15 protein-coding genes and 2 pseudogenes are annotated in these 18,329 nt (G+C 35.6%); 15 read left to right on the forward strand and 2 right to left on the reverse strand.

All coding sequences use genetic code 11. The annotated features are described in order from the left end of the window. Nucleotides 1-7: 7 nt before the first annotated feature. The 10 genes and pseudogenes from TX86_RS06105 to TX86_RS06140 all read left to right on the forward strand — a co-directional run bounded on the left by TX86_RS06105 (nt 8) and on the right by TX86_RS06140 (nt 10,794). Nucleotides 8-754: an SDR family NAD(P)-dependent oxidoreductase gene (locus tag TX86_RS06105; RefSeq protein WP_195892867.1), complete on the forward strand. Its 747-nt coding sequence runs from the start codon at nt 8-10 to the stop codon at nt 752-754. A gap of 225 nt (nt 755-979) precedes the next feature. Beyond that, complete coding sequence (locus TX86_RS06110) at nt 980-1,474, forward strand: hypothetical protein (protein ID WP_052343556.1); 495 nt, start codon at nt 980-982, stop codon at nt 1,472-1,474. 554 nt (nt 1,475-2,028) lie between these two features. Beyond that, nucleotides 2,029-3,273: an aminopeptidase gene (locus TX86_RS06115; RefSeq protein WP_042347231.1), complete on the forward strand. Its 1,245-nt coding sequence runs from the start codon at nt 2,029-2,031 to the stop codon at nt 3,271-3,273. Then, on the forward strand, nt 3,263-3,793 hold the full coding sequence (locus TX86_RS06120) for a hypothetical protein (protein WP_052343557.1): 531 nt from the start codon (nt 3,263-3,265) through the stop codon (nt 3,791-3,793). Before TX86_RS06115 ends, TX86_RS06120 begins: the two co-directional genes overlap by 11 nt. A gap of 223 nt (nt 3,794-4,016) precedes the next feature. Then, nucleotides 4,017-4,757 (forward strand): annotated as a pseudogene (locus tag TX86_RS27730) (CHASE3 domain-containing protein); the annotation flags it as partial. Beyond that, a complete protein-coding gene (locus TX86_RS27735; protein ID WP_439096842.1) occupies nt 4,749-5,696 on the forward strand; it encodes a methyl-accepting chemotaxis protein in 948 nt (315 codons plus the stop codon). The pseudogene TX86_RS27730 and the gene TX86_RS27735, both read left to right, overlap by 9 nt. Before the next feature lie 86 nt (nt 5,697-5,782). Next, nucleotides 5,783-5,866 (forward strand): annotated as a pseudogene (locus TX86_RS27740) (YmaF family protein); the annotation flags it as partial. 363 nt (nt 5,867-6,229) lie between these two features. Further along, nucleotides 6,230-7,012 (forward strand): beta-ketoacyl-ACP reductase, encoded by a 783-nt coding sequence (locus TX86_RS06130; protein ID WP_042347235.1) that lies wholly within the window; start codon nt 6,230-6,232, stop codon nt 7,010-7,012. A gap of 94 nt (nt 7,013-7,106) precedes the next feature. Continuing rightward, the gene (locus tag TX86_RS06135) at nt 7,107-9,062 is read left to right on the forward strand and encodes a GTP-binding protein (RefSeq protein ID WP_042347237.1); all 1,956 of its coding nucleotides are present in this window, start codon (nt 7,107-7,109) and stop codon (nt 9,060-9,062) included. Nucleotides 9,063-9,495: 433 nt separating this feature from the next. Further along, the gene (locus TX86_RS06140) at nt 9,496-10,794 is read left to right on the forward strand and encodes an acetyl-CoA hydrolase/transferase family protein (protein ID WP_230203577.1); all 1,299 of its coding nucleotides are present in this window, start codon (nt 9,496-9,498) and stop codon (nt 10,792-10,794) included. A 75-nt stretch (nt 10,795-10,869) separates the two neighbouring features. Here TX86_RS06140 and TX86_RS06145 read toward each other — a convergent pair whose 3' ends face one another. Further along, nucleotides 10,870-11,163 (reverse strand): hypothetical protein, encoded by a 294-nt coding sequence (locus TX86_RS06145; RefSeq protein ID WP_042347239.1) that lies wholly within the window; start codon nt 11,161-11,163, stop codon nt 10,870-10,872. Nucleotides 11,164-11,536: 373 nt separating this feature from the next. Between TX86_RS06145 and TX86_RS06150 the strand changes: the two genes are divergently transcribed. From TX86_RS06150 to TX86_RS06170, 5 genes are all read left to right on the forward strand, one after another. Beyond that, nucleotides 11,537-12,316: an IclR family transcriptional regulator gene (locus TX86_RS06150; protein WP_042347241.1), complete on the forward strand. Its 780-nt coding sequence runs from the start codon at nt 11,537-11,539 to the stop codon at nt 12,314-12,316. A 47-nt stretch (nt 12,317-12,363) separates the two neighbouring features. Continuing rightward, nucleotides 12,364-13,254: an acetaldehyde dehydrogenase (acetylating) gene (locus TX86_RS06155; protein WP_042347243.1), complete on the forward strand. Its 891-nt coding sequence runs from the start codon at nt 12,364-12,366 to the stop codon at nt 13,252-13,254. A 16-nt stretch (nt 13,255-13,270) separates the two neighbouring features. Next, the gene (dmpG, locus tag TX86_RS06160) at nt 13,271-14,296 is read left to right on the forward strand and encodes a 4-hydroxy-2-oxovalerate aldolase (RefSeq protein WP_042347245.1); all 1,026 of its coding nucleotides are present in this window, start codon (nt 13,271-13,273) and stop codon (nt 14,294-14,296) included. A 586-nt stretch (nt 14,297-14,882) separates the two neighbouring features. Next, nucleotides 14,883-15,659, forward strand: coding sequence for an IclR family transcriptional regulator (locus TX86_RS06165; protein WP_042347246.1), 777 nt, complete (start codon nt 14,883-14,885; stop codon nt 15,657-15,659). A 291-nt stretch (nt 15,660-15,950) separates the two neighbouring features. After that, nucleotides 15,951-17,459: a 4-hydroxyphenylacetate 3-hydroxylase family protein gene (locus tag TX86_RS06170; protein ID WP_042347247.1), complete on the forward strand. Its 1,509-nt coding sequence runs from the start codon at nt 15,951-15,953 to the stop codon at nt 17,457-17,459. Nucleotides 17,460-17,519: 60 nt separating this feature from the next. Here TX86_RS06170 and TX86_RS06175 read toward each other — a convergent pair whose 3' ends face one another. Continuing rightward, entirely contained in the window at nt 17,520-18,305 is a 786-nt protein-coding gene (locus tag TX86_RS06175) for a 2-keto-4-pentenoate hydratase (protein WP_042347249.1), read from the reverse strand. Between the last annotated feature and the right edge of the window lie 24 nt (nt 18,306-18,329).

Raw genomic sequence — 18,329 nt, forward strand, 5'->3', positions numbered from 1 at the left:
GGTTATTATGAATCGACGAGTAGCTTTTATTACAGGAGCGGGACGCGGAATCGGACGGGAGATTGCGAAAACCTTAGCCTTGAAATCTATGAATATAGTCGTTAGTGATGTGAATATTGATAATGCCAAAGAAACCGTTGCAATGCTTCAAGAGAATGGGGTAGAAGCAATTGCTGTATATTGTGACGTAACGAAATTAGAAAGTGTACAAGTAGCAGTAGCTACAGCATTAGAAACGTTTGAAAGAATCGATATTTTAGTAAATAATGCAGGATGGGATAAAATTGAACCATTCTTGAAAAGTGAACCGAGAACATGGAAAACGATTATTGATATTAACTTAATGGGACAAGTGCATACTTGCAAAGAAATATTACCATTAATGATTCAGAATGGCTATGGCAAAGTGATTAATATTGCTTCTGATTCTGGTAGAGTTGGCTCAAGTGGAGAAGCTGTTTATTCAGCTGCAAAAGGTGGAGTAATTGCTTTTACAAAAACATTAGCAAGAGAAATGGCTCGACATAAATTAAATATTAATTGTATTGCTCCTGGTCCTGCTGATACTCCATTGTTCCAGGAAATAGGGTCTTATAATGAAGGAATTGCGGCTGCTTTAGAAAAAGCCATTCCGTTTCGCCGTTTAGCTCAGCCACAAGATATTGCGAATGCCGTAGCTTATTTTGCTTCAGATGAAGCCGAATATGTGACCGGACAAACTTTATCAGTAAATGGTGGTTTAACTATGATGTAAATATACTATTTTTAGTAGTATATAAAGTATAGTTTGTAACAGCCTATGTAAAGCGTGGAGTTACATAGGCTTTCTTCGTAGGTTACATCTGCATGCTATCACTATCTTTGAAAATAATAGATTGAATTTGCATCCATTTTAAATATTGATAGGACATGTATACAATCTGTTCTATAAAACTTTCATATCATTGTAGTATATTCGATAGGAAAGGAAGTTTTATAGATGAGATCACATTGTTCTTGTTGTTCTCCTAGACCATGTTGTTGTAAGAGGAAAGAGGAAGAGGTAGGTGTTATCTCTCAATTTATTGTTGGTACGAATAATTCGCCATTACCAACATTATTTCAACCAGCAACATCACCTCCAACATTCTTACCACTTTCTACTCTAAATATTACTCTTGATGAAGCATCAGATAAAGTAAGATTTTTGGCTTCAATTAGTTCTGAAACAAACAACTCTACTGTTTTATCTAACCCACTAAGTGGAACATTATTTAGATTTCAAATTGTGGAGGTTGCAACTAATCGTATTGTGGCAACATATTCAAATACAGATTTTGATTTTGCAACTACTACTTTTACTGCTGTTGATCAACCTGGTATTGGTACTTTCACATACAGATTACAGGCTGCTTTAGTACGTGCTGCTGATGCTACTGCCGAAATTATTTTAGGAGTTGTATTTACTGCTGAAGAAGTAGAAGCGGTTAAATAGTAATAGTTTAAGATAATTAATAAAGACTGAAGAAGCGTATAAATTACCTTTTTTAGTCTTTTTGTTTAACTAGCTTTAACGTTGATTCATAGGAATGTCTTTTAGCAAAAATCATACAGACAAAAATGACTCATGTTATTTTGTAGTTTTTTGATTAAGATTTACACTTTCACACATATTAAGTAGATTTATAGTTAGGTATTTTGGTTTATAAAAATGTAAATTTTTTCAAAAAAGGTGACTATTTTACCTTATTTTAACCTTTGCTGATTATAATAATTGGTGGAGAAAATTTCTCTAATGTGAATGTTTATGAGGGGGGAGTTATTGTGTATCCAGTACCACCTAATTGGGGAAAAGGCGACAGAAAAGGATTTGGTAAGTAATTAGTGGTAGAAGGTTGTCTCAACAGTAGTTTTCAATCATTGTTGGGGCGCCTTTTTTTGGTTTTCCTTGTAAGCTATTTGAAATTTTCAGCTGATAAATATTTAATGATATTAAGTGTATGATGTAGTATAGAGATATGTCGTGGCGTTTGGAAAGTGAGGATATAAATGAATGATTTTGAAAGAAAATTAGAAACATATGCAGATATAGCAGTAAGTGTTGGCGTCAATATTCAAAAAGGGCAAACACTCGTTATTAATGCTTCGATTTCAGCATCTGATTTCGTAAGAAAGGTATGCAGAAGTGCTTATAAACAGGGAGCACATTATGTTTATGTGCATTGGATTGATGAAGAATTAACCCGTATTGAATATGAACTAATGTCTGAAGAAGCATTGCAGAATATACAACCATGGCTAGTAAGAGGGTTTGAAAAAATGGCTGACAACGGAGCGGCTTTTCTCTACATTATATCCCCTCATAGTAATAATGTAAGTGGAATTGATCCAAAACGTTTGGACTTGGCTGAACATGCAGCGAGTCAAGCTTTTCAATCATTTAATAATCGCTTAATGAGTATGAAGGTTAGTTGGACAGTGATGGCTGTTGCGACGAAAAAATGGGCAAAGTTGATTTTTCCAAATGTTGATTCAGAACAAGCTATACACCAATTGTGGGAAGCGATTTTTCAGGCAACTAAAATCAATGAAGCTAATCCAAAGCTAGCATGGAACAATCATATTGCCACTTTAACTGAGAAAGCAGCTTGGTTAAATACTCTACATTTCCGCTATTTGCATTTTACTACTCCACAGTCGAATCTTACGATTGAATTACCAGAGAATCATGTTTGGGCTAACGCATTAGCTACAAATTTGAACGGAAATACTTTTATAAGTAATTTACCTACAGAAGAAGTATATACGACTCCTCTTAAAAATGGTGTAAATGGCATTATTAAAGGTACGAAACCCTTTTATTATGATGGTCAATTAATACGCGATTTTTCGTTAACTTTTAAAGAAGGAGAAATTGTTTCTTTTTCTGCAAAAGAAGGCTATGAGGTTTTAGAAAGAATTTTAAATACTGATGAGGGTGCAAAGTATATTGGGGAAGTAGCGATAGTTCCACATCACTCTTCGATTTCAACAAGTAATCTTCTATATTATCATCCACTCTTTGATGAAAATGCATCATGCCATATTGCAATAGGTCACGCTTATACCACTGGATTAAAAGATGGTCAATTTATTCAGCCTGAACAGTATGATGAACAGGGTATTAATAGTAGTTTCATTCATTTTGATTTAATGATTGGTTCGGAACATTTACAAATTAATGGTGAATGTATGGATGGGACGCTTGTGCCAGTTATTAAAAAAGGAAATTGGGTGACTGATTTTGACGAATAGTGCTAGGGAAAATAATATTCAGATGATCCGATGTGTAACAGAGGATGATTATGAGAAGTTTTCACACTTTTTTTTTAGGAATCGAAAATTATTTGCAGATGAATTTAAAGTAAGCGATGCACTAGAAGTCATTTATATGATGATTAGAGATACTAATATATTAATGTATGGGTATCATCAAGACAAAATTATTGCCGCAATTAGTTATGCTTATGGAACTCCAGAAAATAACTTTGAAGACAATCAGACTATTTTTATAGATTGTGCTTTATTAGATAAAGAATTTCATAGCAGTAGGCTGTTTGTTGAATTGTTTAAACGGACATGTAATCAAATACTTAGTGAACAAAATGAAGTAAGTGAAGTGAGATTTTATGCTTACCGACACCATCATTATATTTATCGCTTATATAATAAGTTTGCGAAAGTTGTTGATGAAACAGAAGATCAATTGGGGACAAAGGATGTATTTTCTGTTGAGTTAGATACATTAACTCATTACCTTAATCGATTCAAGTGAAGGATGAACAGTTCAATAGTAAATATAGAAAGTTTGTATCTTATATGTTAAAAGATACAAACTTTTTTTGTTCAAAAATAATATATATGGAAGTTAACGGATTATGTATGGTATAGTGAAAAATGGTAAAAAAGTATGAGGTTATAGGTCAAATGTAATTTAATAAAATAGTGAATTGTATTGATTAAAGATTTGTTTAATCTCCAAGGAAAGGAAAAACCGTATGAATAGTATAAAAAAGAAAATACTTACATCATTTGCTATGGTTATATTATTTTCAATTATTCTTGGTGCAGTGAATATAAATAATGCCAGGAATTCTTTACAAAATTCAGATGATGTTATTAATAAAGAATTACCTCTTCTTATAGAAGATCAAAAGTTAGCTTATAACATTTCACAAAGAATAGCGTTATCTAGAGGATATGTGTTATTCGGTACGAAAAGTTATAAAGAAGAATTTCAATCATATACCGAAGAAAGTAAAAGAATTCAAGATAATCTACTTAAAGTCGAAAGTAATTCAGAAGTTAAGAGTTTAATTGATAGAAGTGTGACATGGAGAAAGATTATTGAGGAAAAAGTTTTCGATGCTTATGATAACGGTAAGGAAGAGGAAGCGTTAAGAATACTGCGAGATGAAGCAACACCTTTAGCAAGAGAAATTATGAATGGTTTTCAGCAACTCAGTCTTAAACGTGAAAATATTATCAAGGAATCAGGCGAAGGTGTTATTGAAAATGGAGAATTTAGTCTGCTTTCAAGTATTGTTATTACGATTGTGATTGCTGTTGTTGGTATTGTTCTAGGATCGCTTCTAGCTCGAAAAATTTCAAAGCCACTTGTACAAATCAAAGACAGGATGGTTTTAATAGCGAATGGTGAATTAAATCATGAACCAATTAAAATAAATATGAATGATGAAATAGGTGATTTGGCAGAATCGATTAATAAGATGCAGCGAAGCCTTCATGATATTATTAAAGAGACAGCTACAGCTTCTGAATCGGTTTCAAGTCACAGTGAGGAATTAACACAATCATCATATGATGTAGAGCAAGTATCTAACCAGATATCTGATACTATATCTGAATTATCGAAAGGATCGGAAATTCAAGCTAGTAATGCTATTGATGTTTCACATATGCTAACTGATTATGTAACAAAAATTTCGCAAGCAAATAAAGAAGGGCAAGTTGTTTCACAAACTTCAACTCACATTTTAACTTTAACGGATAATGGAATGAATTTGATGCGTAAATCTGTTCAGCAGATGAATGAGATTGATCATATTGTGAAAGACGCAGTAGATAAAGTGAAAGAGTTAGAGATTCAATCGCAAGAAATTGGTACGTTAGTTCAAGTGATTAAAGAAATTTCGGAGCAGACGAATTTACTTGCTTTAAATGCCGCTATTGAAGCTGCACGAGCAGGTGAGTCTGGCAAAGGGTTTGCTGTGGTAGCAGATGAAGTGAAGAAACTTGCTGAGCAGGTTTCACATTCAGTTGTTAATATTACAAATATTGTTGAAAACATTCAAACAGAATCGAAAACGGTAGTAGAAACGTTAGAGAATGGTTATAAAGTAGTGGATGATGGAACGAAGCAAATGACAGTAACTGGTCAAACGTTTGAAACAATCACACAGTCTGTTGCAGATATGAATCAGAATATTCACCATATTACTGAAGGTTTAGAGTATATTACTTCGAATAGTCAAAAAATAAATTATGCAGTTGGCGATATAGCATCAGTTTCACAACAATCAGTTGCAAGTATTCAACAAGTGCTCTCCTCTGCTCAGCAATCAAATAGTTCAATGGAAGAAATATCTCATAATTCTAATGAATTAGCTGAACTTGCGGAGAAGCTAAATCAAAAAGTTGCACGTTTTAAACTATAAATAATAGAAAGGCTCTTTTGTTTAGTAATTTGAATGAAAGAGTCTTTTTATCATGTAATACAAAGGAATAGGTTGTTTACTTGTTTCATTATCATGATTTTTTTACAACTGTAGATAATGGTCATAAACATCATATAAAAGGAGTAGATCAACCTGCTCCAGGTAGGTAATAAGAAGGACTCTCTTATAAGTCAATTTCGATGGTAAGATAGTCCTTTATTTATAATTGAAATGAATCTTGTTGTGAGTAATTATTGCCTAATAGTATATTTTAGATGACCTTCTTCTTATTTATGTGAGGGTTTTTGACATAAATTTTGTATTAATTGTATTAATATAGGGAATTTAGTAAGTATTTTACGTTTTTTTTAGCCTTAAAATGCCATTGTTTTATGATACCTTAATATAGTATTTGTTGGGGAAAATTAGATATCTTACGTGTTGATAAAGAACTGCACTTCTTCGCTTAATTAACTGCTACCGAAGCACGAGATTCTTGTTTTTCAAAAAAATTATTGAAGAGGTGTAGTATTATGACTATAATTCCAAACGACTTGACTCAAGAAAAGGTAGAAAGCCAAAAACTACTTGGTAAAGTAGCAATAATTACAGGGGGGTCTCGTGGAATAGGGTCTACTATAGCAAAGGAGTTAGCAGTACAGGGAGCAAATGTGGTGATTAACTACAATTCAAGTAAAGGGGCTGCACAGTCCGTTGTTAATGAAATTGAAGAATTAGGTGGCAATGCAATCATGTGCCAAGCCAATGTAGCAAATATGGAAGAAGCACATTATCTAATAGAAAAAACTAGAAGTTTATTCGGTAGAGTAGACATTCTTGTAAATAATGCGGGTATTACAAGAGACCGTACTTTCAGAAACATGAGTAAAGAAGAATGGTATGAGATTATTGATGTGAATTTAAATAGTGTCTATCATACAACGTCGGCAGTTATAAATACAATGATAGAACAGAAGTTTGGAAGAATCATCAATATTAGTTCAATCATCGGGCAAGCAGGAGGATTTGGTCAAACAAATTATTCTGCATCTAAGGCAGGTCTTATAGGATTTACAAAATCGCTAGCTTTAGAAACAGCGAAAAACGGTATCACTGTGAATGCGGTTTGTCCTGGTTATATTGAAACAGAAATGTTTGCAGCAATTCCAAGTAATGTCGTAGAACAAATTGTTTCGAAGATTCCAATGAAACGTTTAGGCTCAACAAATGAAGTTGCTGAAGCTGTTTTATTTTTAGCAAATAGTAGCTACATAACAGGGCAGTCTATTAATGTTAACGGTGGAATGTATATGTAAAAAAAATATAAGGGCTGTATCCTGTGCATATAAGGATACAAGCTCTTTTTTGGTATAATGCTATGTATATGAATGTGTAACTAGAGGTGACAGAGTGAATAAAACAATTGGTATATTAGCTCATGTGGATGCGGGAAAAACAACTTTTTCAGAGCAATTCCTTTTTCATACAAAGAGCATTAAACAAAGAGGAAGAGTCGACCATCGTGACGCTTTTCTTGATAGTCATTCAATCGAAAAACAACGGGGCATTACGGTTTTTGCTGATCAAGGAATGTTTGAATATCGAGATTCAACCTATTTTTTAATTGATAATCCTGGTCATGTGGATTTTTCACCAGAAATGGAGCGGTCCATACAAGTATTAGATTATGCGATTATGATAATAAGTGGTGTAGAGGGAGTAGAAGCACATACAGAAACGGTATGGCAGCTTCTTCGAAAGCATCATATTCCTACTTTCTTTTTTATTAATAAGACAGACCGAGTGGGTGCTCATGTTGAAAGAGTGATGGATGAAATTCACGCTGAATTAGGAGCTGATGTATTCGATATTTCGAATATGTATTCCCAAGGTGAGATAAATGAAAATCTAATTGAATATTTAGCTGAGCGAGATGAAATGCTATTGGAAGAATACATGGAGAATGGCTATCAACAAGAGTTATGGAAGAAAACGATGATAAGATTGATTCGTGAAAATAACATTTTCCCTTGTGCTAATGGCTCAGCATTACAGGATATCGGTATTGTCGATTTTATCGAAAAGCTAGACGAACTGACTGAGACGGTTTATCCGAACGATGTTCCTTTCTCTGGAAAGGTATATAAAATTCAACACGACGAAAAAGGAACAAGATTAACCTTTATTAAAGCGTTGACAGGTACATTAAAGGTTCGTGATGAACTCAGCTATGGAAGTGAAGATAATCGTTTGAAGGAGAAAATTACACAGATTAGATTTTATAACGGAAGTAAGTTTCAAGCTGTAAATGAAATTTTAGCAGGGCAACTTTTTGCTGTAGTGGGATTATCACAAGCTGCAGTTGGAGATGGTGTTGGTGATTTAATGGAAAAAGCCAGTTATGAAATCGTACCAACATTAAAATCAAAAGTAATTATTGATTCATCTATACATATAAAAGAAGCTTTACGTTGTTTCAACCTATTGGATGTCGAAGATCCTTCTCTTCATATAGAATGGGAGGATAAATTACAGGAAATACATATTCATGTTATGGGTGCTATTCAGCTTGAAGTGTTGAAAGAGTTAGTAAAAGAACGATTTCATTTTGAGGTATCGTTTGCAGAACCAGAAATCATCTATAAAGAGACTGTATTGAACACTGTAAAGGGTTACGGACATTTTGAACCTTTAGGACATTATGCAGAAGTGCATCTACAAATAGAGCCGGCTAAGAGAAATAGTGGTATTTTATTTGAAAATACATGTCATGTTAATGATTTAAGTGTAGGTAATCAAAACTTAGTGCGTCATCATCTTTTGGAGAAAGAACATAATGGTTTATTAGCTGGTTCGGCTCTTACGGATGTGAAAATAACGTTACTTACTGGACGATCCCATATTAAGCATACGTCTGGCGGTGATTTTCGTGAAGCAACCTATCGAGCATTGAGACAAGGGCTGGAGAAGGCGGAAATTGTGTTGTTAGAGCCATATTATCAATTTAAAATCAAGGTCGAACTAGATCAGATTGGGAAAGTCATGTCAGACGTTCAACAAGCGCATGGTTATTTTGAACCACCAAGCATAGAAGGTAATAAAAGTATTTTGAAGGGTACTGTTCCTGTCGCTACTTTTATGAATTATAGTGCAGAGCTTGCAACTTATACACAAGGTAAAGGTATGGTGAGCCTTGTTGTTAGTGGATATGATCGCTGTCATAATGAGGCAGAAACAATAGAAAGAATAGGTTATCGAAAAAATGCAGACCCTGAATACAGTTCATCGTCGATTTTTTGCTCAAAAGGACAAGCATATACTGTTGCATGGGATGAAGCTGAAAAAGAGATGCATTGCTTAAAATAGAAAGATATGAAAACGAAGTAGCCAAAAGGTTACTTCGTTTTTTTTGTTCAAACTGACGCTAAACTTTCACTTCAAAACGAAAGTGGAAGCAGGGAAATTAACCAAGTAATCAAGCGCCAGTAAGATCTAGATTGGTTCAACTAATGCTTGGTGGGGGAAGAATGCCCCCGCTGATTATGGGTTTACTTTATCGTAAAATAGCAAAAATATAGTTGAAATATAAAAAAAGAAGAATACACTAGAAAAAATCTGAATTTTAGTGTAAATTGAAAAATATCCTAGTTTTAATCGGAATAGGATGTAATTACAAAAAGTGGATTTGATACATAATATGGGTGTTTTCTTTTATTCACGAGCATTAGCATACATGATCTGCAACAACGCAATTGGGGGATTGCGGAATTGAAGGAACACAAAGCAAAGGGGAATGTATATGTTAAAGGAGAGAATGTTAGAAGGAAAATTGTACCAAGAGAAGTTAGTTTCGGCAGAACAAGCAGTTGCGGCAATCGTAGCTGGGGACGACATCATAGTTCCTATATTACCAGGTGATCCACCAGCATTATTAGATGCTTTAGAAAAGCGAAACGATTTAAGTAATAACCGATTATTTCAAATGTTATCAAGTCGTCCATTTATGAAGAAAGATCCAACACAATTAAAGGTTATTTCTGTTTTCTTAGGTGGAGGGGATCGAAAAGGTTTTACATCAGGAGAAGTTGATTTACTTCCAAATCATTTCTCAGACACTCCACAATTATTAGAAGAAATAACTAGTCAACGAGTAGTTATGGCAACGGTTTCACCGATGGATGAAAACGGATATTTTTCATTAGGAACAAACTGTGATTATGCTGCGCCGCTGATGAAAACAGCTGAAAAAATTATTTTAGAAGTTAATAAATATATGCCACGTACATATGGGCTTAACCAAGTTCATATTTCACAAATAGATTATGTAATAGAAAATCATAAACCCTTACCAGAAGCAGTTATACCAACTATAACGGAGAAAGATCGTATCATCGGAAACTATGTAGCCGAAATGATTAAAGATGGTGACAGTATTCAAATTGGCTTTGGTGCAATTCCAAATGCGGTTATGGAGTCATTATTAAATCATAAAGATTTATCCATCTATACAGAAATGTTTCCGGATAAATTAGTAGATTTATATGAAAGTGGTGCTGTAACAAATATTAATAGAAAAGACTATCCTGGAAAATCCACAGCCACATTTGCTTTTGGAACAAAGCGTTTATATGATTTCATGCATGAAAATGAAAATTTATTAATGTTACCAGTTGATAAAACGAATGATATTCGAAATATTTCAGGAACTGAAGAACTTGTTGCAATTAATGCAACAGTTGAAATTGATTTTCTCGGACAGTGTAATTCGGAGAAAGTTGGTACAACATATTGGTCATCAACAGGAGGACAAGCAGAGTTCGGCATTGGTGCTCGAATGGTAACAGGTGGAAGAAGTATTATTTGCCTTCATTCAACAACGAAAAATGATCAAGTATCGAAAATTGTTTCAACACTTGCACCAGGTACTCCTATCTCAACTTCAAAGAATGATATTGATTACGTTGTAACAGAATACGGTGTGGCCAAGTTAAGAGGTAAAACTATTAGAGAAAGAACACAAGCTCTTATTGATATTGCACATCCTAATTTTCGAGAGCAGTTACAAGAAGACGCCAAGAACATGGGGTATATATTATAAATGAATACCTTTAAATAATAGAAAAGAGATAGCAAAATTAATTGCTATCTCTTTTTCTATTATTAGATGAAACATTCATGGCCCGAAAAGAAAAGTTCCCCAAATATAATAAAATGGTAGGAAAAATAGAATAACAATGGCTAAATTTCCATAAAAACTAAATTGCCTTATAAATTTTGTCACAGGACCTTCTGCTATCGATTTTTTCTGGCGACCGAAAAGATTAACCATTAAACCTAAAACAGCAAGCCCATAAAACCCTATGTACTCCGAATCAAATAACGACACTTCTGTAACATAAAATGTAATGGCTAGAAATAACAGCAATAGTGCTGCCCAGTTACATATTTTTCGAAGCGTGTTCTCCATAAAATCACTCCTTTCCACAATAATAATACTATAATTAATTGTTATTTTAATACAATATTGATTAAAATTCCCTTTGCTGAAAATAACCGAATTATAGCTATCTGCTATGTATATTGCAAGAGATACGCTACTTAGAGTTTGATAAAAATTAGAAAACAAGTCTTTAGGAACAATTGCATTTGAAGTTACTACCTCTAAGGATGGCAAAAAATATTAAGCAATATTTGATTTGCAATCCAGAAGTTTTTTGGGGTTGTAGATGTTTAAAAATTCAGAATTTTATTGACGGATGCTTCCTTCGTAATATACTATTAAATCACACCTTAATATTTACGAATGGTATTCGATAATGTCGAATAAGGAGGAGTAAAAAATGGCAGAACGCCTTATACAATCTATAGAACGAGCAGCAGACATCCTCGAATTATTTTTGGCCTTCGATCAGGAACTGAGTGTAAAGGAGATAAGCGATAAACTTGGCTTGTCCAAAAGTACCGTTCACGGTATTATCAAGACCCTTGAACATCGAGGATATTTGCAACAAAACAAAGATGATTTGAAATACAGGCTTGGCTTGAAGTTATTTGAACTAGGAAACAGGGTTAGTCATCAATTTGATCTTGGCCAAATTGCCCGACCTATTATGAAGGAACTTGTTGATGAATTAAAGGAAACCGTTCACCTTGTTGTCTTTGAACGGGGAGAAGTTATTTACATTGAAAAGCTAGACGGTCCACGGGCATTACGAATTTACTCTCATGTTGGGAAGCGTGCTCCAATTCATTGTACTGGGGTAGGAAAGGCGATTTTAGCTTTTCAAGAGGAAGAAGAAATGGAAAGGCTTCTCTTAAACTCAAATTTGGAATCTTTTACAGAGTACACGATGACCGATAAAGAAGAGTTGAAAAAACATTTACGTCTTATTCGAGAACGAGGATATTCCATTGATGATGAAGAAATTGAATTGGGACTTAAATGTGTGGCTGCACCGATATTTGACCATCATGGGGATGTGATGGGGGCGATAAGCTGCGCCGCACCTAAAGTAAGAATGGATGACGCGAGACTTACTGAAGTAATTAAAGGAATTCAACAGGCTGCTGCAACCATTTCGAAGAGCATGGGTTACAATGCCAAACCAACACATGTATAGGCGTTGATAATAATAAATAGTGAAGATTACGAAGGGGGAGAATTACTTTGTCAAAAGTAAAAGTTGCCATTTTAGGTTCAGGGAATATTGGAACTGATCTGATGATTAAACTTGGCCGTTCTGAGATTTTAGAGCTTACTGCAGTGATTGGAATTGATCCACAGTCGGATGGTTTACTTCGTGCAAGAGAATTAGGTTATTTAGCAGTTGATACAGGTCTGCAAGGATTTTTGGAGAACCATTCGGACTTAGCGGATATTGTATTTGATGCTACCTCAGCAAAAGCTCATGTCCGCCATGCCAAAATGTTAAAAAAAGCAGGCATTAAAGTCATCGATATGACCCCTGCGGCACGAGGACCGTTTGTTGTTCCGTCCGTTAATATGGGATCGAATATCGAAGAAGAAAATATTAACTTGATTACCTGTGGCGGTCAGGCAACCATTCCAATGGTTCATGCGATAAATCGTGTCAGCTCTGTGGAATATGCTGAAATAGTTGCGACCATTTCAAGCAAAAGTGCTGGTCCAGGAACACGTGCGAATATCGATGAATTTACCGAAACCACTTCAAGAGGAATTGTTGAGGTTGGCGGTGCAAAGAAAGGAAAAGCGATTATCATTTTAAACCCGGCAGAACCTCCGATTTTGATGCGCGATACAGTTTATGCCCTTGTGGAAGAAGGAACGATGGACGAGGCAAAAATTACGCAATCCATTAAAGAAATGGAAAAATCCGTTCAATCCTACGTACCTGGATACAGACTACGTACCGAACCTATTTTCGATGGGAATAAAGTGACCATCTTTATCCAAGTCGAAGGGGCAGGGGACTACTTGCTGAAATACTCTGGCAATCTTGATATTATGACAGCAGCAGGAGTAAAGGTAGCTGAAGAATTTGCGAAAAATAAATTGGCGAAAGAGCTAGTTAAATAGAAAGGAGTCTAACAAAATGACAAACCTTAGAGATATTTATATCACAGAAGTAGCATTACGTGATGGTAGTCATGCGATTGCCCACCAATTTACCGTTGAGCAAGTTTTAAAAGTGGCAAAAGGGTTAAATGATGCAGGAGTCCCTTATATCGAGGTTGCACATGGTGATGGTTTATCAGGCTCCTCCTTACAATATGGTCTTTCTAGAACCAATGAAATGGAATTAATTGAAGCAGCTGTTTCGGTTGCGGACAAGGCTAAAATTGCTGTTCTTTTAATACCGGGAATTGGTACAGTTAAAGAACTAAAAGAAGCAGCAAACTTAGGGGTCAAAATGGCACGGATTGCCACTCATGTGACAGAAGCAGATGTTGCTCCACAGCATATAGCAGCGGCAAAAGAGCTGGGTATGGAAACGGTCGGTTTTTTGATGATGTCCCATATGGCACCAGTTGATAAGCTTGTTGAACAAGCTAAGCTAATGGAAAGCTATGGTGCTGATACAGTGTATGTAGTGGATTCCGCAGGAGCATTACTTCCTAATCAGGTCCGCGAGCGGATCCGTGCCTTGAAACAAAGTTTAGGAATTAATATTGGCTTCCACGGTCATAATAACTTGTCTCTTGCGATGGCGAATTCATTAGTTGCTATTGAAGAAGGAGCAACACGTATCGATGGAAGTATCCGTTGTTTAGGTGCTGGAGCAGGTAATACACAAACAGAAGTACTTACTGCAGTGCTGGACCGGATGGGAATCCAAACAGGAATTGATATTTATCAAATGATGGATGTGGCTGAAGATATTGTGGCTCCAATATTACAAACTCCGCAAGAGATTACTAGAGATGGCCTTGTTCTAGGATATGCAGGTGTTTACTCAAGCTTCGCACTCCATGCGAAACGAGCAGCATCCAAGTTTGGTATCGATTCACGCGATATTTTAGTAGAATTAGGTAAACGCAAGGTAGTCGGCGGTCAGGAAGATATGATTGTTGATGTAGCTGCAGAAATTGCTAAAGTAAAGTCTGAAGCGGCTTTATAAAAATAGAAAGCGTAAAAAAGGCACAGCCAACAGATTTCGAATGTGGCTGTGCCTTAGTATATTGTTCCCTTTTCCGTCAATATTCCTCCATGATATAATGAAAACTCACACAAATTGTTTTGGCCTTTCTCTTGATTGTTTTGAAGGTCTGTCACTTCTCCGTTGCATACTGTATGATCCTCTGCTTAAATAGCTGTAACTGTTTTACATTTAAATACACCAAGAACAGCATCAATAATAGGTAATCCTTTCCTTAAAAACTTCCAATAGCATGAACTATAATGGTCAGCATGTTTAGTAGTTTTGTATGTACTCTATACTTCCTTGCAAATATTGTCTTTAGTAGTTAGTCGTTTTTTTACCATAGCAAACTGAAATTTATAAACTTTTAATCCCCGTGTCCAACATTATGAAATTTAATAAAATCCTTTTAGTAATGTATATTTCTCCTTCTTAATAATTGTGGTTCGAGCACGTCTATTTTTAAATTGTATTTGTTTTTTTGTTTTGAATTTTGTGAAATATAGGTTCCCTTTTTTAATTTTTATTAGAAAAAGGTATGGATTAAATAGGAGGGTGAGTTAATTTGATTACCTCAGTAAGTAGAGCATGTCAAATTTTAAGTTGTTTTACGCTGGATGAACCTGTATTAGGAAATGCGGAGATCGCAGAAAAACTGGGATTAAGCACTAGTACTACGCATCATCTTATCACAACCCTATACAAGGAAGGGGTTTTAATGAGAGATGAAGGTAAAAAGTACAGATTAGGTTGGAAGATCCTTGAATGGAATAATAATGTTATGTTTCAGCAAGATTTTTATGATAAGGCTATGCCATTAGTTAAAGAATTAATAGTGACATTTAAAGGGACAGCTCATATCTCCATGTTTGATCAGGGGGATGTAGTCCATGTATTAAGAATTTCTTCAAAAGATTTAGATTCTGTTCCAACGTATCTCGGAGCAAGAAGGCCTGCCTATTGTACAAGTGCAGGCAAAGCATTACTTGCTTATAATAACGCTTATCTTCAAAATACAGTTGAAAAAGGATTAATAAGACAAGGTGTGAACACCATTACTGATGTCAAACAGCTTGAAAGGGAACTGAAATCTGTCCGGGAACAAGGTTACGCCATTAGCGATAATGAAAATGATACGTGCACCTACGCCATAGCCGCTCCAATTTTCTCCTATTCAGGGGAAACAATTGCTTCCGTTAATTTAGTTGGTCCAATAAGCTATATGAAGGGACTTCATCGCCAACACATTATTCGATGTGTTGTTAATACTGCTAAAGCCATTTCTCAAGAGTTGGGCTATATTGAGTTAAAAAGTGCCAATAAGAACTATGCCAAAAGATAATTCCATTTAAGATTAGTTTTTTTGAAAAAAAATTAACTTAATTTTATGGAAGTTTCACTATTTTAAATCCTGTGATCGAAGAATATTGTTTTTTTAAGTATAGTGATTAACAAATAGTAAAGATTGAAGGATTGGAGGAGTTAAGAATCACTGATTTGTAAACGTTATCATTTGTTTTAGGTGTTATGAATGCGCTCAATCACACTTCGTGGCAGAAGAACTAATCCAACTGTAAAATGCAACTATTTCGAAACAGGAATACAATTAGTTGAAATTTGGAGGGAATAATATATGGGTATCAGAACAGGAGAACAATATATTAATGGTTTAAAATCACGTACACCAGAGATATGGCTTCGCGGCGAAAGAATAACAGATGTGGTCAACCATCCAGTATTCGAACAGCCAATTAAAGAGATTGCTAAGTTGTTTGATTTACAGCATGACCCTAAATACCAAGATAAGATTACACATATTAGTGAAGAGACTGGGGATCGGGTGAATAATGGGTATCTTATTCCAAGAAATGGGGAGGATCTTAAAGCACGTCGGCAACTGTTTGAAGTATGGGCTGAATCTACTTTTGGTTTGATGGGCAGAACACCTGATTTCCTTAGTATTGTTGTAACATCTATGGCGACAAATGATTGGTTTTTCCGCCAGTATGGAGAACAATATGGTGATAATATCATTAACTATTACCGTTATATTAGAGATAATGACTTGTTCTTGACTCATGCTATCGTAAATCCACAGAATGACCGTAGTAAGGCTTCGTTTGAGCAGAATGATGAGTTTACTCACCTCGGAGTAGTAAAAGAAACAGAAGAGGGATTAATTGTACGCGGTGCGAAAATGTTAGCAACTCTTGCACCTATTACAGATGAAGTAATCGTGTATTCCTATCCAGGATTTAGGCCAGGCGATGATAAGTATGCGATTGCATTTGCCCTTCCACTTGACACGCCTGGGTTGCGTATTTATTGCCGTGAGGAGACGCAAGATGGGAAACGTTCTACTTGGGATCATCCATTAGCATCACGTTTTGAGGAAATGGATGCCGTTTTAGTATTTAAAGATGTCCTCATACCTTGGGAACGAGTATTTATTAATCAAAATGTAGAAGCTGGAAACTTACTTTATCCTAAAACAGGTGCAAACCTTCAGCCATCCCATCAGTCTGCAGTTAGAGGATTGTGCAAGCTTTCCTTTGTAACAGATGTGGCCTGTTCAGTAGCCGATGCGATTGGTGTAGATGGATTCTTGAATGTTCAAAATCAATTATCTGAGCTGATTCAGGGTGTAGAGACCATCCGGGCTTTAGCACGAGTTGCTGAGTATGAATATACAATTACAGACTATGGTGAGGCAATGCCAAATATTGTACCACTTGAAACTATTCGTGGATTGCTTCCAAAAATGTACCCACGAGCCATTGAAATTCTGCAGATTGTTGGCGCAGGTGGACTATTAATGTCACCAACTGGTGCAGATTTTGTCAATCCAGAAATAATGGAGGATATGGAGAAATATTATCTCGGCCGTTCAGGTATTTCTTCGGAAAAACGAGTTCGTTTATTTAAATTAGCATGGGATTTATGCGGAGAGGCATTTGGTCAAAGGTTATTACAGTATGAACGTTATTATTCTGGTGACCCTGTTCGTAAAATGGCAATGTTCTATAATGTGCATAAAAAAAGAAATCCTTCCTATTCACTTGTGGAACGGGCATTGGAAGAGTCTCTGCTTATGTCCGAGGAATATAAGAATAAGGAGCAAATGGGTAAAATATCAAAATGAAATAAAGGCGGTATAGCCAGTAATGTTTTAAAAACTGGCTATACCGTCTATAAAAAGAAACTATTCTACCGCATGGAAGGTAACATCGTTCATTCCATCAAATTTGACGGAAATGTAGTCTCCTGCGTTAAAAAGGATTGCTTCGGTTAGTGAACCTGCCAGAATAATTTCACCAGCTTTCAAGGATTTTCCTTTCCGGCTGAGCATGGCTGCTAGCATGGAGATAGATAGTGCAGGGTGCCCTAAAATGGCGCAGCTCGTTCCAAAGGCCTTTGCTTCGCCGTTAATAAATATAGTTGCACCGACTAAATCGGATTGAAAATCTTTAGGCTTACGTAAGCTATCCCCAAGAACTACTCTAGATGCGGACGTATTGTCGGCGATTACGTCGGGTAGAGTAAACTCGAAGTTTTCATACCGACTGTCGATGATTTCTAAGGCAGGAAAAATATATTCGGTTGCATCTAAAACATCTTCAACCGATAAATTTTCTCCTTCTAAGTCTTTCTTTAAGACAAAGGCCAGCTCTGCCTCCACTTTCGGATGAATCAATTGGCTGACAGAAATGTTACCTCCATTTTGAACTTTCATATAATCAAACACATACCCGAAAATCGGCTCTTTAACGTTCATTTGGGTCATTTTTGCTTCACTTGTCAGACCCATTTTGGGGCCGAAAATGTTATGGCCAGCTTCCAATTTCATTTTAATGAGTTCATCTTGGATTTTATATGCATCCTCTACCATCAGCTCTGGATTTTCTGCGGTAATTCTTGTTACCTCTCTTTTATTCAGTTCTGCTTGATGAAGAAATTCAGCAAGGAAATGTATTTTTGTTGCTTCCACCGTTTTCACCTCATTAATAGTTTT

This window comes from Bacillus massiliigorillae (genome assembly GCF_000380245.2).
In the GTDB taxonomy this organism is placed as follows: Bacteria; Bacillota; Bacilli; order Bacillales; family DSM-1321; genus Bacillus_AD; species Bacillus_AD massiliigorillae.

Coding starts and splice junctions, on each gene's coding strand:
- dmpG (WP_042347245.1), top strand. CDS start 13,271: ATGACAAACCTTAGAGATATTTATATCACAGAAGTAGCATTACGTGAT.
- TX86_RS06170 (WP_042347247.1), top strand. CDS start 15,951: ATGGGTATCAGAACAGGAGAACAATATATTAATGGTTTAAAATCACGT.
- TX86_RS06130 (WP_042347235.1), top strand. CDS start 6,230: ATGACTATAATTCCAAACGACTTGACTCAAGAAAAGGTAGAAAGCCAA.
- TX86_RS06150 (WP_042347241.1), top strand. CDS start 11,537: ATGGCAGAACGCCTTATACAATCTATAGAACGAGCAGCAGACATCCTC.
- TX86_RS27735 (WP_439096842.1), top strand. CDS start 4,749: ATGCAGCGAAGCCTTCATGATATTATTAAAGAGACAGCTACAGCTTCT.
- TX86_RS06140 (WP_230203577.1), top strand. CDS start 9,496: ATGTTAAAGGAGAGAATGTTAGAAGGAAAATTGTACCAAGAGAAGTTA.
- TX86_RS06115 (WP_042347231.1), top strand. CDS start 2,029: ATGAATGATTTTGAAAGAAAATTAGAAACATATGCAGATATAGCAGTA.
- TX86_RS06110 (WP_052343556.1), top strand. CDS start 980: ATGAGATCACATTGTTCTTGTTGTTCTCCTAGACCATGTTGTTGTAAG.
- TX86_RS06105 (WP_195892867.1), top strand. CDS start 8: ATGAATCGACGAGTAGCTTTTATTACAGGAGCGGGACGCGGAATCGGA.
- TX86_RS06145 (WP_042347239.1), bottom strand. CDS start 11,163: ATGGAGAACACGCTTCGAAAAATATGTAACTGGGCAGCACTATTGCTG.